13 protein-coding genes are annotated in these 15,749 nt (G+C 47.8%); 3 read left to right on the forward strand and 10 right to left on the reverse strand.

Features of this window, described 5'->3' with window-relative positions; genetic code table 11:
- Window positions 1-5 precede the first annotated feature (5 nt).
- Window positions 6-2,318 (reverse strand): TonB-dependent receptor, encoded by a 2,313-nt coding sequence (locus ABD031_RS22280; protein ID WP_343855268.1) that lies wholly within the window; start codon window positions 2,316-2,318, stop codon window positions 6-8.
- Between the two features lie 477 nt (window positions 2,319-2,795).
- Here ABD031_RS22280 and ABD031_RS22285 point away from each other — a divergent pair, with 477 nt between their 5' ends.
- Together ABD031_RS22285 and ABD031_RS22290 are read left to right on the forward strand one after the other, a co-directional pair.
- The gene (locus ABD031_RS22285; RefSeq protein ID WP_343855269.1) at window positions 2,796-4,382 is read left to right on the forward strand and encodes an NAD(P)/FAD-dependent oxidoreductase; all 1,587 of its coding nucleotides are present in this window, start codon (window positions 2,796-2,798) and stop codon (window positions 4,380-4,382) included.
- Between the two features lie 181 nt (window positions 4,383-4,563).
- On the forward strand, window positions 4,564-5,931 hold the full coding sequence (locus ABD031_RS22290; protein WP_343855270.1) for an exonuclease domain-containing protein: 1,368 nt from the start codon (window positions 4,564-4,566) through the stop codon (window positions 5,929-5,931).
- Window positions 5,932-6,033: 102 nt separating this feature from the next.
- On the opposite strand, the gene ABD031_RS22295 is transcribed toward ABD031_RS22290, so the two are convergent.
- Together ABD031_RS22295 and ABD031_RS22300 are read right to left on the reverse strand one after the other, a co-directional pair.
- Window positions 6,034-6,579 carry a GNAT family N-acetyltransferase gene (locus tag ABD031_RS22295; protein WP_343855271.1) on the reverse strand — a complete coding sequence of 182 codons (546 nt, stop codon included), beginning with the start codon at window positions 6,577-6,579 and terminating at the stop codon, window positions 6,034-6,036.
- Window positions 6,579-7,703 (reverse strand): pyridoxal phosphate-dependent aminotransferase, encoded by a 1,125-nt coding sequence (locus ABD031_RS22300; protein ID WP_343855273.1) that lies wholly within the window; start codon window positions 7,701-7,703, stop codon window positions 6,579-6,581. Before ABD031_RS22300 ends, ABD031_RS22295 begins: the two co-directional genes overlap by 1 nt.
- Window positions 7,704-7,902: 199 nt before the next feature.
- On the opposite strand from ABD031_RS22300, the gene ABD031_RS22305 reads away from it, so the two are divergent.
- Entirely contained in the window at window positions 7,903-8,694 is a 792-nt protein-coding gene (locus tag ABD031_RS22305) for a hypothetical protein (RefSeq protein WP_343855274.1), read from the forward strand.
- Window positions 8,695-8,916: 222 nt separating this feature from the next.
- Here the strand turns inward: ABD031_RS22305 and mgrA are convergent, their stop codons facing one another.
- The 7 genes from mgrA to ABD031_RS22340 all read right to left on the reverse strand — a co-directional run.
- Window positions 8,917-9,936, reverse strand: coding sequence for an L-glyceraldehyde 3-phosphate reductase (mgrA, locus tag ABD031_RS22310; protein WP_343855275.1), 1,020 nt, complete (start codon window positions 9,934-9,936; stop codon window positions 8,917-8,919).
- Window positions 9,937-9,958: 22 nt separating this feature from the next.
- Window positions 9,959-11,293 (reverse strand): YfcC family protein, encoded by a 1,335-nt coding sequence (locus ABD031_RS22315; protein WP_343855276.1) that lies wholly within the window; start codon window positions 11,291-11,293, stop codon window positions 9,959-9,961.
- A gap of 7 nt (window positions 11,294-11,300) precedes the next feature.
- A complete protein-coding gene (locus tag ABD031_RS22320) occupies window positions 11,301-12,407 on the reverse strand; it encodes a serine hydrolase domain-containing protein (protein WP_343855279.1) in 1,107 nt (368 codons plus the stop codon).
- Window positions 12,408-12,654: 247 nt separating this feature from the next.
- Window positions 12,655-13,341, reverse strand: coding sequence for an SIR2 family NAD-dependent protein deacylase (locus ABD031_RS22325; RefSeq protein WP_343855281.1), 687 nt, complete (start codon window positions 13,339-13,341; stop codon window positions 12,655-12,657).
- A gap of 137 nt (window positions 13,342-13,478) precedes the next feature.
- The gene (pfkA, locus tag ABD031_RS22330) at window positions 13,479-14,465 is read right to left on the reverse strand and encodes a 6-phosphofructokinase (protein WP_343855282.1); all 987 of its coding nucleotides are present in this window, start codon (window positions 14,463-14,465) and stop codon (window positions 13,479-13,481) included.
- A 2-nt stretch (window positions 14,466-14,467) separates the two neighbouring features.
- Window positions 14,468-14,839 (reverse strand): methylglyoxal synthase, encoded by a 372-nt coding sequence (locus ABD031_RS22335; protein ID WP_343855284.1) that lies wholly within the window; start codon window positions 14,837-14,839, stop codon window positions 14,468-14,470.
- An 84-nt stretch (window positions 14,840-14,923) separates the two neighbouring features.
- Window positions 14,924-15,749: prolyl oligopeptidase family serine peptidase (locus ABD031_RS22340; RefSeq protein WP_343855285.1), on the reverse strand; the 826-nt coding region annotated here is incomplete at its 5' end.

Consider the following 15,749-nt stretch of genomic DNA (forward strand, 5'->3'; position numbering starts at 1 on the left):
ATAGTTTAAAATTGATAATTAAGTTTCAATAAAATGTTTCGTCCCATGTCCGCTGTGAAATAGCGAAAGCGGTTCATGTATTCCTTGTATTCGGTGTTGAAAATATTGGTCACTTGGACACCGATGTTGAACTTGTTATTGCCTAGCTCGAGCTTCTTTTGGTAGCCAAAGTTGAAGAGCGCATAGCCTGGAGGGGCAGGGGCGAGGTCAAAATCAGGTTCCCGCTTTTGCTGCGCCACGAGCACATTGCTTAGCGTGATGCGATCTGAGTCGAGATTTTCCTTTTTCCCCAGAGAAAAAGAAACGCCCCAATCCATCCTGTCCGACGGGATAAAAGGGAAGTAGTTGTCTTCCTCGACGTTTTTAGCCCGGATGATAGAACCCTTCAGATAGCCACTGGCCCGGTTGGTGAAATTATAACTGCCTGATAGGTCAAAGCCGTAGAAAAATGCGTCGGCCTGCAGGTATTCGTAGACATTGAAGGTGCCTCTCAGCGAAGTGAAAGTCTCGCCCGTGGGGTTGAGGTAGATGTAGTTGTTAATCTGATTGGCATAGGCGGTGATTTCAACAATTGCTTTTTGGTGCTCAAATTCGAGTCCATTCACCCACTTCAAGGATTTCTCCGGAACCAAATTCGGGTCGCCGATCTCAACAGCCGCGGCACCGTGATGAAGTCCCTGACTGAAAAGCTCATTGACATTGGGGGGTCGCCAGGCGGTGCCGAGGTTACTGGTAAAAGCAAAGTAGGGACTCAATTGGTACAGTCCTCCAAGAAAAGCCGAGAAACTCTGATAGTCCAGATCGGAGGTTTGGAGTTCCTCGCCGACATACCGTGCAGCATACAATGTTCGGTAGTCAAACCTGAGTCCTCCCTCCAGTTCAAGCGGGCCTTTGAGATACTTTTCCAAAGCATAAATCCCGCCGTTGAACATGTCATAGTTGGGAATCAGCGGCGTGACACCAGTTCCGGGCACGTTGCTGTTGGCTTGCTGAATCACGTTCAAACCAAAAGATCCCGTCCAGTTTGCTTTGAGATTGTGATCTAGAAAAAGGTCAAACGTATTGGTATACAGCTCCAGATCGAGGCTAGGCTTGGTATTCAGTTCCCCTCTTCTCCGGTCATATTCCTGTCGGTTGTTGAACTGGAAGCCGTATTGGAAATTGAGTTTCCAGTTGGGATTGAAATGATAGTGTGACTTGACCTTGGCCAAATGATGCGTGACATTCTGTTTGGGGTTGTCGATTTCATAGGAGAAATCCGGCTTGATAAACGGCTCGCCGTTGTTGATGATATCAATCAGATCAGACAGGTTGCCTGTGTGGGAATCTCTTAAGATTCCGATCTCGGTGTTGAAAAAACTGTAGTAGGTCTCTACACCCAGCTTTTCCGAACTGTACCCGACGGACCCGGAAAAGTTGATTTCAGCCATCCCTGTGTTCGCCTGATAGTAATTCGGAGACTTGACATATCCGGCTCTTTTGGCAGAGCCCTGTACACGGTACCCCAAGCCTTTGATCTTATCCGAACCGCCCATGTGAGAAGCAGAGACATTTCCCATAAAGCTGTTGGAGGCACCGATAAGGTGAAATTCGGTCAGACTTTTTTTGGAAGTAGGGAGTGCAGGAGGAGTGACCAATATGACGCCACCCATGGCCTCAGGACCGAATCTGACGGTTTCCGCTCCTTTAATTACCGTAATCTCATCGGCTAGGAATGGGTCGATCTCCGGCGCGTGCTCGGCTCCCCATTGTTGGCCTTCGAGGCGGATGCCGTTGTTTAGGATCATGATCCGGTTGCTGTGCATGCCGTGAATGACGGGCTTGGAGATGGTACTTCCGGTGGAAAAGCTCGTGACTCCTGCTACCTGTTTGAGGCTTTCGCCGAGACTTGAGCCGCGGGTTTGCAGGATGGCGTCACCGTAAAGTGAGGTGACTGCGGTGGTTGTTTGCACAAGTTCCCGATGCCCGTGAACTTCTACGCCGCCCAGATTGAGCGATTCTTCCTCCATGCGGAAGGTCTGCGCAGTGGAATTGCCGGTGAGGTTGATAGTCTGCCGGATCTCTTTGTGCCCCAGAAACTGGACTGTCACGGTATACGTACCTGGGCAAAGATCACGGACTACGAAGTTTCCATTCTGATCGGAGACTGCGCCGGTTCTTGTTTCTAAGACCCAAACATAAGCCGCCTCAATCGCATCGTCATTTTCCAAATGGAGAATTTTTCCCCGAAAGACAAGATTACAACTTTGCGCAAAGGCAGTTTGGAATCCTAGGAGGGAGAAAAAAACGACTAGACCGAAAGAAGCTTTGTGTAACACGGTTGCAAAAATAGAATGAGCTTTTTGATATTACCAAAGTTTTTGAAACAAAGTTGCAGAAAGTGATGGGTGGTGTATTAATATTTTGACATGAAGTCGAACCACTAGAGCCCGTGAGATTCAATTTTTTCTTCTCATACGGAAATATGCCTGAAAACCAATTTTCTTAATCTATTGGGTTATCTGTTCTCCGTGGGTCGTTAAGGAACGATATTTCGGCTTTGCTCGGTAAAGGTGACCGAAGTCCGAAACTGTATTTTTATTGAAGTTACGAGGACTGGTAGAGGTAGCTGCTGGCAAAGTCGCTTACGCGAAGATTTGCTTTGAAGGAAAATTGGCTGGTTTTATAAAGTCGATGATTTTGTTTACAAATCTCTGAAAGCGACCTGAGCAAAATGTCAATGAGGCCTGAGTTTTTCCTGATTCCTTTGGTTGCGCTTTGTACCTTTGCGCAGATTTAAGGATAAACACCTTACCATGAAAAAGACTCTCACCCTTCAGTTGAGCCCGGAGGAGGCTTACGATCCTCAGATTTTTAAGCAAACCGTCCTGAAAAAGGCAGGTATTTCGCTCGACACACCCAATGCTTTCACCCGCCAAATCAAGAGATCCATTGATGCCAGAGGTAGGAAAGTAATTGTCAATGTCGAAGCTGAAATCTTCCTGAATGAAAATCCAGGATCAATGCTGGATCACTTTCCAAGCTATCAGAACGTTAGAAATTCCGATCCCGTTATCATCGTCGGGGCTGGACCGGCGGGTCTTTTTGCGGCGCTGAGGGCTGTAGAACTCGGAATTAAGCCGATCGTGATCGAACGCGGAAAAGATGTGAGGACCAGAAGGCGGGATTTGGCTGCTATTAATAAGGACGGGATTGTGAATCCCGATTCTAATTATTGCTTTGGAGAGGGCGGAGCCGGTACCTATTCTGATGGCAAGCTCTACACGCGCTCCAAGAAGCGCGGGGATATCCGACGCATCATGGAAATTTTCGTCGCTCACGGAGCTACCGAAGAGATTTTGGTGGATGCGCATCCCCATATCGGCACCAATAAATTGCCTTTGTTGGTTTCCAAACTTCGCGAAACCGTGCTGGAATCAGGAGGAGAGATCCTTTTTGAAACCCGGGTTGATGACTTGATTATAGAGGGAGCGGAGATCAAAGGGGTGGTTACCCAGCTTGGTGAACGAATCAAAGGGCTCGGTGTAATCCTCGCAACCGGCCATTCCGCAAGGGATATTTTTCACCTATTAGATAGAAGGAAAGTTTTGATCGAAGCCAAACCTTTTGCCTTGGGTGTCAGGATCGAGCATGGTCAGAATCTGATCGACAGGATTCAATATCACTGCGAAATGGATCGAGGACCCTATTTGCCGGCGTCGGCTTATTCTCTGGTTCAGCAGACTGAATTCAAAGGTAAGCAACGCGGCGTGTTTAGTTTTTGCATGTGTCCGGGGGGATTTATCGTACCCGCTGCGACGGCTCCCGGAGAGCTTGTCGTCAATGGCATGAGTCCTAGCCGTCGGGATAGCAAGTTCGCCAATTCGGGGATTGTGGTGTCTGTGGAGCTGGAGGATTTGCCCGAATACCAAAAGTATGGGGCCTTGGCATCGATGTATTTTCAGGCTGACGTGGAAAGGAAAGCTTGGGACTTTGGCGGAAAAACCCAAGCGGCACCCGCTCAGCGGATGGTGGATTTTGTCAATCGAAAGACCAGCTCCTCCTTATTGGATACGTCGTACCAGCCGGGCCTGGAGTCAGTCGAGATGCGGGAAGTGCTTCCTGATTTTATCTCGGCGAGGCTTGCGATGGCTTTCAAGGCTTTTGGACAAAAGATGAAAGGCTACCTCACCAATGAGGCCCAATTGATCGGCGTAGAAAGCCGTACTTCCTCTCCGGTGAGAGTACCGCGAGACCGGGAAACCTTCGAGCATCCACAGATCAAGCGACTCTATCCCTGTGGTGAAGGAGCCGGCTATGCTGGTGGGATTGTTTCTGCTGCTATGGATGGAGAACGCTGCGCTGAAAAACTGATCGAGGCTTATTGCAAAAGCGGCGGTTAGCCATGCGCCAGAACCAAGACAAAGAACTTTTTGTATGTATTAAAAGGTAAGAGTCGTAAGTGGTCGGTGACTTTATTAATCCTGGGTGCTGAGGTCCAGTCTTGATTTTCTTTCCGAAAGCCTGTCCGTCATTTTCCGTCGCGACTTCCTTTATCCTAGGCATAAGCCTTACCTTTAAAGCATGGAGTTTGCCATCGTCGATATAGAAACTACCGGAGGTTCACCTGCTGGCGGAGGGATCACGGAGATCGCCGTGGTGATCCACGACGGGGAGGCAATCACCCGCGAGTTTCAGACCTTGATCAATCCAGGTCAGTCTATCCCACCCTATATCACCGGCCTGACCGGTATCGACAACAGTATGGTGCGCGATGCTCCTGCTTTTCAGGAAATCGAGGAAGAGCTTTGGGAGCTTTTGGATGGAAAAGTATTTGTTGCTCATTCGGTCAATTTCGACTATGGATTTATCAAAGAGGCATTTCTGAAGCTTGGAAGGGAATTTAAACCCCAAAAACTCTGTACGGTACGGCTTTCCCGAAAGGCATTTCCAGGATTAACTTCTTATAGTTTGGGACGTATCTGTGAAAACCAGAAAATTCCGATCCTAGCAAGACACCGAGCCATGGGTGACGCCAAGGCCACTGCTATACTTTTTGATCGGATCATCAAAGGATCGCAGGATGTGGTCTTTTCTTCCTTGAAGAAAAACTCCGGAGAGGCCTTCCTTCCGCCTAATTTTTCACTGGCTAAATTTCGTCAAATCCCCGAGTCCTGTGGCGTGTATTACATGATCAACGGGAAAGGTAAAGTGGTCTATGTGGGGAAAGCGCTGAATATTCGGGATCGATTCAAGGGGCACTTTTCGGGCGGGGTTTTGCCTCAGCTCAAGCAACAGCTTAAGGCAGAAGTGACGGATCTACAGTGGCAGTTGACTGGCTCGGAGGTGATGGCATTGCTGGTGGAGACCTTGGAGATCAAACGGCTTTGGCCCAAATTCAATTCGGCGCTCAAATTACCGAAATCGCTTTGGGGCCTTTTTCATTATCAGGATGGGTCGGGCTATTTCAGATTTCAGGTAGCGAAAGTGACCAAAAACCTGCGGCCTCTGGAAACCTTTTTTTCCGCAGAGGAAGCCAATCAGTTTTTGAAATCAGGCATTGAAAGTTATCGCCTTTGTCAAAAGCTTTGCGGGCTGCGAAAGGTGACCTGTGAAGTGGTTCAGGACGATACCTGCCTAGGCGCCTGTAAGTCTTCAGAACTGCCCGATGCCTACAATGCGCGGGTCGAGGAATTTTTGACATTGATTTATGAATCCAAAAAGAACCTGATGCTGAGTCTACCGGGAAGAGCGGAGGGCGAGAATGCCTTCTGTTATTTTGAAGGAGGGATGCTCAGCCGGTATGCCTATCTGAAATGCGAAGATTTTCCGGATCCTGGGAAATTGGAGGTTGTTCCAAGAGTTCCCGAGACGTTTTACATCCTGCGGCAGTATATTCATCAGCTGGAAATGGATCAGATTCGGGTTTTTTCGACGCTCACAGACAGATAATTTAGATGTGGCGTGTCGGTCTTCTCTCACGATCGCAAAATCTTTGCGACTCTAGGTTATAGGATTTTTCCCTACGGTCGAACTGGAATACCGGAAAACTGATCACTTCCCAACCTCCCATTCTCCGGCGATCACACTATAATAAATTGTGTCTCTTCTTCGTCCGTGGGTCAGGAGGGTGTGGCTTCTTAGCACGCCTTCTTCTACCGCACCCAATTTCAAAAGTGCCATCCGTGCCGGCATATTAAGGACATCGGTTTTAATCTCGACCCGTTTCAATTTCAGCTCCCCGAAGCAGTAGTCCAACATCAGTTTTTTCATGGCCTGATTGATTCCCGTGCCTTGGAAAGCTTTTCCCAGCCAAGTCCATCCGATCTCGATTCGCTCGTCTCGGGCCGAATAATTCCCGAATGCCGTAGCTCCGGCTGGGCGTCCGCTGGCTTTGTCCACCACGACAAATTGCAGTCGCTCCTGCACAAAATGCGGCTCAGCCCATTTTCCAAGCTCCTCAGGCACGCTGAGATCGTAGGTGAAATAGATCCACATCTGCGGGTCGGTCGAAATTTTCGCAAGATCGATTAGATCTTCTCGAGTCATTGGCCGCAGCAGAACTTTCTCATTTTCCAAAATCAAGTGACGATCAATCATTAGCCTAGGACTTCTTTGATGGCTTGATTGTAGCCAATGATCTCTTCGATCGTGCCGGTGGAAATACGGCACCAGTCGTTCAATGGAGGGAAAGGACGGCCAACGAGGTAGCCTTTTTCTGCCATCGTTCTGCCTAGCGCTGTGACATCTCTTCCGGCTTGGAAAAATATAAAGTTGGCGTGGGACTGCAGGTAGGGCAACTTCAGTTCATCCAGTGTAGCAGTGATCAGCGCTTTGGCTTCTGCATTTTTCTGAAGGGAAAACTTGTAAAAGTCTTTGTCGGCAAGGGCAGCTTTCCCCGCTTCAATCGCCATGATATTGGTATTGGCGACGACGCGGTCGCTGAGTTTTTTTGCAAGGTCTGGCCGCGCAATGAGATAGCCGATTCGTATGCCAGCTAATCCATATACTTTGGATAGCGTGCGGGAGACAATCACGTCGTGCCCTTTTTTGACCAACTCAATCATGCTTGGATAGTTGGGCTCGGTGATGTAGTCGTAGTAGGCCTCATCGCTGAAAACAACCGTTTTTTTGCTGACGGTTTCGCAGAAATCCATTACACGATCGGCGGGTAGGAGCTTACCGGTGGGATTGTTCGGGTTGCAAAGGAAGACCAAGTTCGTCTCGTAGCTGACCCTCGTTTCGATTTCATCCAGGTCAAAGTCCAGGTCTTTGTTCAATGGAACCCAGTTGATTTCGGTGCCCCAAAGCTCCGCGTATTCCATCATCGAGAGGAAAGTAGGCGCGCAGGTGATGATTTCACCGCCTTTGCCGAAGGTAATTCCAGCCACTTTCAGCCCCTCCATGGAGCCGGCTGTTAATACCACGTGGTCTTGGGGTACTCCTTCTTTTTCTGCAATCATCTTGACCAAAGGGCCATTGTGACTCCATGGATAGCGACATCCCTCGTCCAATGCCTCGGTCATCGCCTTGCGCATAGCCTCGGAGGGGCCATAGGGATTTTCATTGGAACCTAGTCGGATTGGCCCGGCCAAAGGTCTTGGATTGTATTTCTTGATCTCCTCGGCACTGAGGGAAGGAACTATTCCCGCGCCTCCAAACAGGGCCAATCCACTCCCCATGGAAGTTGTTTTTAGCCACTCTCTTCTTGATAGACCTTTCATTGTTTTTGTGTTTTGATTGTTAAAATACTAAGGTTTTGACTAGTGTTTTGGAAATATTTCATTTTTCTAGATACTTTATCTAAATGAAGTTTATGTGGAAAAAGTGGAGTGAGGAAATGTTTTTATTCTGAAAATTGATTTTTCACAGAATAATTATTTAAATTATTCCAAACACAACTAACCCTAAATCCGATCTAACATGAAAAAGCTATTAATGCTCTTGGTCTGTGGGATGCTTTGGTCCGGAGTTCTCAATGCCCAGCAAGCTCAATATATGGTATTCGAGTTCATCAAGGTGGAGAAAGACCAGCTTTTTGATTATATCGAGTTCAAGGATCTGATGGAAAAAGTGTACCGACAGGCGCTTAACGACAAGCGGATCAAAGGTTGGGATTTTTGGTCACTTCAAAATGGTGCTGACGAGGGAGATTTTCAGTACATCATGGTGACGACCTACGACGATCCGGTAAAGATGATGAATGGACTGGATGATTCGGCCATGATGAAGTATACCAAAATCGCCTATCCGCACTTGACTGAAGGCCAAGTAGCGACACTTTTTGAGCAATCCCTCAGCATCCGGGATATGCCGATGCGGCTGTATATGAAGGAGATAGTGTCTACGGACGATAACTTTCAGTTTCGGCCCGGCGCATTGGCCTCTTTCGATCTGATGAAAGCCGTGGAGGGCAAGTTTGAAGCCTATGAAAAAGCCGAAACCGAGGTGTTTAGGCCAATTCACCAAAAACGCATTGAGCAGGGATTGATGGGGCATTGGAGCTTTTTGAGAACTGCCCTGCCGCAGGGTTCAGAAGCCAAATCCACACATTTGACCATGAACATGTATAAGGACTATATGCAGTTTTTCAATGCGCAGGCCTACGAGGACCTTACCCAAACTGCCGAGCAACGTAAGGCCGTCAACGAAGGCCTAAACTCAAGAGATCAAAAATGGGTTTATTTAGCAACCCTAGAAAATGTAGTTAGATAGTAGTCCGGTTTGGCTATTCGCGGAGAGGCACTCGAAAGAGGCCTCTTTTTTTTGTAGCTTAATTAAGGGATGATGGCGATTTAGCCGACTTGGGTAGTCGTTTTTATGTAGCCCCCTGTCCGTTGCCGCTGAAATGTGCCCTCGCGCCGAATGATCAAAAAAGTCTTGATTTTGAAGGAATTCCTTCAAAATCAAGACTTTTGCAATCAAAGTTTATTGGCCTCATGCTCCCAAGATGGTTTTAATCTGAGAGGCCTCCTCGATGCTGAATTCGGTATTTTTTATTGCTGTGACATTGTCGTCCAACTGCTCCGGCTTGGATACTCCAACCAAGACTGAGGTGATCCTAGGATCTTTCAGCAGCCAGGCTATCGCCATCTGGGCCAAGGTTTGACCTCTTTCCAAAGCGATGTCGTTCAATCTGCTGACCATTTCCAGTTTCTCTGGCGCCAGTTTTCCAGCGTTTAGGTATCGACCGTCCTTGGCGGCGCGCGAGTCAGCAGGAATTCCCTTGAGGTATTTGTCCGTGAGCATTCCTTGCTCCAGTGGAGAGAAAGCGATACTTCCGACTCCTTTTTCCCCCAAGATATCCATTAGACCGTTTTCTACCCAGCGATCCAGCATGCTGTAGCGCGGCTGGTGAATGAGCAGCGGAGTGCCTAATGACTTTAGAATTCCATAGGCCTTTGCAGTATCCTCAGCATTGTACTGAGAGATTCCTACATAGAGGGCTTTTCCTTGGCGAACCAGTTGATCGAGCGCGCCCATGGTTTCCTCCATCGGCGTGTTTGGGTCGGGTCTGTGGTGGTAGAAGACGTCCACATAGTCCAGTCCCATACGCTTCAGGCTTTGGTCGCAGCTGGCGATCAGGTATTTTCTGGAGCCAAAATTTCCATACGGGCCGGGCCACATGTCCCATCCTGCTTTGGAAGAAATCAGCAATTCGTCCCGATATGGAAGAAAGTCTTTTTGTAGGATTCTGCCGAAGTTTTCTTCTGCGGAGCCAAAAGGAGGGCCGTAATTGTTGGCGAGGTCAAAGTGGCAGATGCCGAGGTCGAAAGCCCTTCGGAGGATTTTTCGGCCCAAAGTCAGATCGGCGTTGTGGCCGAAATTGTGCCAAAGGCCAAGACTGATCTCAGGAAGTTTCAGCCCGCTTTTTCCGCAGTTGCGGTACTTCATCTGATCGTAGCGATCTGCTGCTGGTAGATAGGAGGGCAGTGGGTTGTGGTCGTTGATGTGCATAGGTTATGGGAATGGGTTTTGGTTAAGCGAACCAAAATAAGGCAAGAATGGATGAGATCAAACCGATTCCCAAAACGAGTAGGAAGCTTTTCCATACATAGCTGATCCACTCGTTGTATGCTACACTCGCCGCTGCGATGACGGCCATGAGCGCGCCATTGTTCGGAATAATCAGATCTGTCAAACAGCCCCCATACTGGTAAGTCAACACTGCAACTTGGCGCGAGACGCCCAGCAGATCGGTCAACGGTGTCGCCAGTGGAATGGTCAACACGGCCTGACCGGAAGTACTCGGGACGATGCCGTGTATAAGTATCTGACTTACGAAAATTCCAACGGTAGCAAACGCGGTTGGCATCGTTTCCAAGGGTGAAAACATTCCTTGAATCAGCGTGTCGATAACCTGAGCCTGTTCCAAGATCAGATAGACACTGCGGGCCAGTCCGACGATGATTCCCGCGAAAATCAATTCTGAAAACCCCTGGGAATAAGCTCTGGCCGTCCCGTTTACTCCTAGTTTTCCGATCAATCCGCAACAGATTCCGATCACAAAAAACAGGGCAGACATTTCGTTGTATCCCCAGTCCCTTTGGAGAATTCCCCAAGGCATAATGACCATGCCAGCTGCGACCAAGGCCAAAATCAAACCGTTTGATTTCGAGATTTTGACCGGTTTGAATTCGGGTTTTTCGGAATTGAGAACGTTGGATTTGCCCCAGTGGATATGGAAACCTGTCCAAACAATAAATGCCAAGACGGTGAATACGATACGATACGCAAATCCCTCCTCAAAGTCTACATTGGAAATATTTTGCGCCAGCAGACTTCCAAAGGGATTGATCGGAGAAAAAGAACCACCGACCAAAGCTGATCCCAAGGATAGGGAAATCATAGCCCGAATGTCAAAATTGATCCTTTTGGACAGCAAAATCAGGATCGGTACCATTGCGATCACCTCTTCCTGCATGCCAAAACTAATTCCTCCCAAAAAGAAGAAACTACTGAAAATGATCAACAAAGCGGATTGGCTGTTTCGAAAGCGGTACACCAATGCCTCGATGCCCAGCTGCAGTGCACCGGTTTTTTCGATCACATAGAACGCTCCGCCGATCAATAGTATCAATACAATAATGTCTGCTCCGGCGATAATGCCCTCGGGTATAGATAGAACAGTGTCGTAGAAACTGATGTTTCGGTCTTCGGTCGAATGGAAGCTTCCAGGGACGACGACTTCTCTGCCGGTTTTTTCATCCAAAATCCGATCAAAAGCCCCGGATGGAATGATAAAAGTCGATACCGCAGCCACTACTACTATGCTCAGCAAAATGACTAAAGGATGGGGGAAAGAGTGCTTCATTGGGTGTTTACGGAGAGACTACCTTGAGAATTCCCGCAGAGATTTGTCTGCGAAAGTCTGGCTTATCACGAGAATTGGCCAGGATAAAAAGCCCGATTTCTTGGCTGGGTGAATAGATGAGGATAGCGCTAAACCCGTCTTGCTCACCAAAATGACCAATAAACTGAGTATTGCCGATGGTGATTTGCTGAAATCCTGCCGGCATTTCCGTGTTCCCCTGTAGCCAATTCAGTTCTCTGCTGAACGTTCCCATACTGCCTCGGCATAGATGAAGCAAAGCCTTGGAAAGCTCCTCGGCAGTGACTACCAAGCCAGAAGAAGGAGAAGGATAGCGTTCGATTTTCAACTTTGTAGATTGGATTCTCTTCCATATAACCGTTTGTTTGTAGCCGGCAAAGGAAGCAGTGTCGGAGTGTTCTTCGGTGAGAAAATGACTTTGGAACATGCCTGCCGCATCTAATGTGTTTTCTTTTATAAGGCTGTCAAAGGGTTGGCCTGAGCTGGTTTCCAATGCATAGCCAATCAAGTCAAAATTTACGTCTGCATAGTGGTAGGTTTTATCATTCAAATCTGGCGAACTTAGGTGATAGGGCAGCAGGTTCAGCTTGCGTTTATCAGATGAGATGAGCAGGGTTTTTAGGTTGCGTTGAACGGTTATTCCAGACTGGTGTGTCAGCAAGTCTCGGAGAGAGATCCAGTTGAATTCTTCTGGCAATTTTTTACCCCTCGGCAGGATTGCATTGAGGATCGTATCTTGCTCTATGCCGTTTTCCAGGGCATATCTAGAAAGACTCAGGGCAGTGAAAATCTTAGAAACTGAAGCTACCGGCAAAGGACTTTGAAGTGAAAGGCTGTCTTTGGTCGCAAGGTTTTCATAGCCGAATGCTTTTAGATAGATTATTTTCTCATTCTCTACTATTCCTACCGCAACGCCGGGAATTAGAAAATCACTCAGACTTTGGATCAGAATGGAATCAACCCTAGCCTCTCTTGACTTTGGATGGGACACTGGCGTCAGCCTGACCCTTGGGTAGCTGCTCCACCATTCCCAAGTCAGAAAAAGCAGGAACCAAAATGCAAGACCCAAAATGGAATATTTGATTTTCCACTTCATACTGATGCTGCCGTAGAATTTGGACTAGCGATGCCAGCTGGATAGAAGCGGGGTCTAGCATCTAAAGTCTTCATGGTTGTTTGGGTAATAGATTAGAAACTTGTCGACAATTCTTAGGGGCTGGAGTTTTCATGTTGATTGGTGAATGTTCAATGAAAACCCTGTGATTTCTGTCAATCAGTGTCTTAAGGTAAAAGAAAAAATCCAAAAGCGGCCGAAAAAGAAGAGGCCTTCCTTTATGTATAAATTAGGATTCAAGCAGAATCTTTTCCAGTATTTTCATCCCTACGGTTGCTGATTCCTGAATTACGATGACGTCGTTTCCCAGTCTAAAATCAGGGACTTGCGGATCGATCAGAAATTTTTTTGCAGTCTGTGGAACATAGTCTATCAAACTCGCGGCGGGGTAGACTTGCATCGAAGTTCCCAAAACCAGGAAAATTTCGGCACGCTGGGCTAGATCCATTGCCGGCAGCATCATCGGTACATCTTCGCCAAACCAAACAATGTGAGGACGAAGTTGACTACCTTTTTCACATTTGTCACCTGTTTTAATTTCCCAATGATCCAAGGGATAGATCAGCCTGGGATCGATGGAACTTTGCGCTTTGGTCAGTTCCCCGTGAAGGTGAAGAACACGACTGGAGCCGGCTCGCTCATGGAGATCGTCGATATTTTGGGTGATGATCTGAACGTCAAAATGGCTTTCCAGCCTAGCCAATGTCAAATGTGCGTCATTGGGTTGGCAATCGCGGGCGTGTTTTCTGCGCTGATTGTAAAAATTCTGGACGAGGTCCCGGTTTTTGCGCCAGCCTTCTGCGGACGCTACTTCCATGATATCGTGGTTTCCCCAAAGCCCGTTGCTGTCTCTAAATGTCCTAATGCCACTTTCCGCAGAGACTCCGGCCCCTGTTAATACCACTAGTTTTTTCATTTCGTTGCTTCTAGGCATTTCTAATTTACCTCCGGAAATTTGTCTCCCCAACATCTTTTGAATGACGGATTTGTCTTCCTTTCATTTGAATAAGAATATAACAAAAGACCCGAAGGATACGCTTCGGGTCAGGTTGATTAGGTGGACAAGATGTTTGCCACTCGGAGATCTTCTTCGTCCACAGCCTTGTCATCGACAATGGCTTTGACGATCGGGGTATACACGACTTTGTGGTTGATCATTCCAGCCATTACGTCATATTTTCCTTGCATTAGGCCTTCCACAGCTGCTACGCCAAGTTTGGATGCGAGTAATCGATCAAACGACGTCGGTGCACCGCCGCGCTGCAGGTGCCCGAGGATAGTGACTTTGATGTCGTAATAAGGGAGGAATTTCTGCACTTTGTCAGCAATCTCCTGAGCCGACCCACTTTTGCCGCCCTCGGCCACGATGACGATGTTTGATGTCTTCATTGCTTTGGATCTGGACTTGAGTTTTTCTACAAGACTTTCGATCGGGGTTTTGTTTTCTGGAATCAATATGGCCGCCGCCGCGCTGCCGATTCCGGCATTGATTGCAATAAATCCGGCGTCACGACCCATCACTTCCACAAAGAACAAGCGGTCGTGGGAGGTAGCAGTATCTCGGATTTTGTCAATAGCCTCGATGGCGGTGTTGCAGGCAGTATCAAAACCGATGGTGGAGTCGGTACCCGAAAGGTCATTGTCAATGGTGCCAGGAAGACCTATGGAGGGGATACCATATTCTTGATAAAATAGGTGAGCTCCAGTCAAGGAACCGTCACCGCCGACGACGACAAGTGCGTCGATACCGTGGTTTTTAAGGTTTTCGTATGCTTTTTTCCTACCACCTTCGGTACGAAACCCCTCACTTCTAGCGGATTTGAGGAAGGTTCCGCCTCGCTCCAACACATGGGTGATGTTTTTGGAGTCAAGCTTTTTGATATCGTTTTGGATCATGCCTTCGTACCCGCGATAGATTCCATACATCTCTAGATTATAGTAAAAACCGGTTCTGACGACTGCGCGAATGGCAGCGTTCATTCCGGGGGCATCGCCGCCTGAAGTAAGTACACCGATTTTTTTTATGGTTTTGGCTTCCATGTTTAGGATTGAGTTAAGGCTTTGAACATAAGTGCCGCGGAGGCAGGGTTGGTGGCCAAGGGGATATTGTGTACATCACAGATCCGCATTAGCATCTGCACATCCGGTTCGTGTGGATGTTTGTCAAGCGGGTCGCGAAAGAAGATCACAGCGGCCAGCTTTTTCTCGGCGGCCATCGCTGCAATTTGTGCGTCACCGCCCAGTGGGCCGGAGAGTAGACGCTCTACTTCAAATCCGGCTCTTTCGATATGGGAACCTGTGGTGCCGGTCGCAACCAGCTCGATATCAACTCGGTGGAGCGCTTCGCGGAAGCCACTTAAAAAGTGAACCATGTCGGCCTTTTTACCATCATGGGAGATTAGGGCAATTTTCATGAATTAGGTGATAATAGGTTTAAACCAAAGTTATGAAAAATTCGCATTTCCATCCTGTGGCTGAGTTTTATTAACATCATTATATTAACTTGAATATTCGTCCTTTTTCTCCAGCATCAACAAGAAAGCGTATTCCAAAGCCAGTTCTTTGAGTGCGTTAAATCTCCCGGAAGCCCCTCCATGACCGGCTTCCATATTGGTTTCCAATAGTAAAAGGTTATCATCTGTTTTCATTTCACGCAACTTGGCTACCCATTTGGTAGGTTCCCAGTATTGGACTTGTGAATCGTGAAGGCCGGAAGTGACGAGCAAATTTGGATAGGCTTTGGCTTCGATATTGTCGTAGGGCGAGTAGGAAAGCATGTAATCATAGTATTCCTTGTCTTTGGGATTGCCCCATTCCTGAAATTCTCCAGTGGTCAGCGGGATACTTTCATCCAGCATCGTGGTAACTACGTCCACAAAAGGCACATTTGCTATCGCCCCGTTGAACAGCTCCGGATGTAGATTGATCGCCGCACCCACAAGCAATCCGCCTGCACTTCCACCCATGGCGTAGAGATGCTTGGGTGAAGTGTAGTTTTTTGTAATCAAATGCTCAGCGCAGGCGATGAAGTCGGTAAAGGTATTGCGCTTGCGAAGCATCTTCCCATCCTCGTACCAATGCCTGCCGAGGTCTTCGCCGCCTCGGATATGTGCGATCGCAAAAACAAATCCCCGATCAAGCAAGCTCAGGCGATTGCTGGAGAAATAGGCATCCATGCTGTATCCGTAGGAGCCGTAGGCATAGAGCAGGAGGGGGCTTTCTCCAGTTTTGGAGAAAAGGGATTTTTTTTCTGAAAGTCTGGTTAGCGTATCCCATAGTTGTTCCGTGATATCAGTTTTCGCTAAGGTGTTTCTTTGGAGAAAA

The organism is Algoriphagus jejuensis (assembly GCF_039523455.1).
In the GTDB taxonomy this organism is placed as follows: Bacteria; Bacteroidota; Bacteroidia; order Cytophagales; family Cyclobacteriaceae; genus Algoriphagus; species Algoriphagus jejuensis.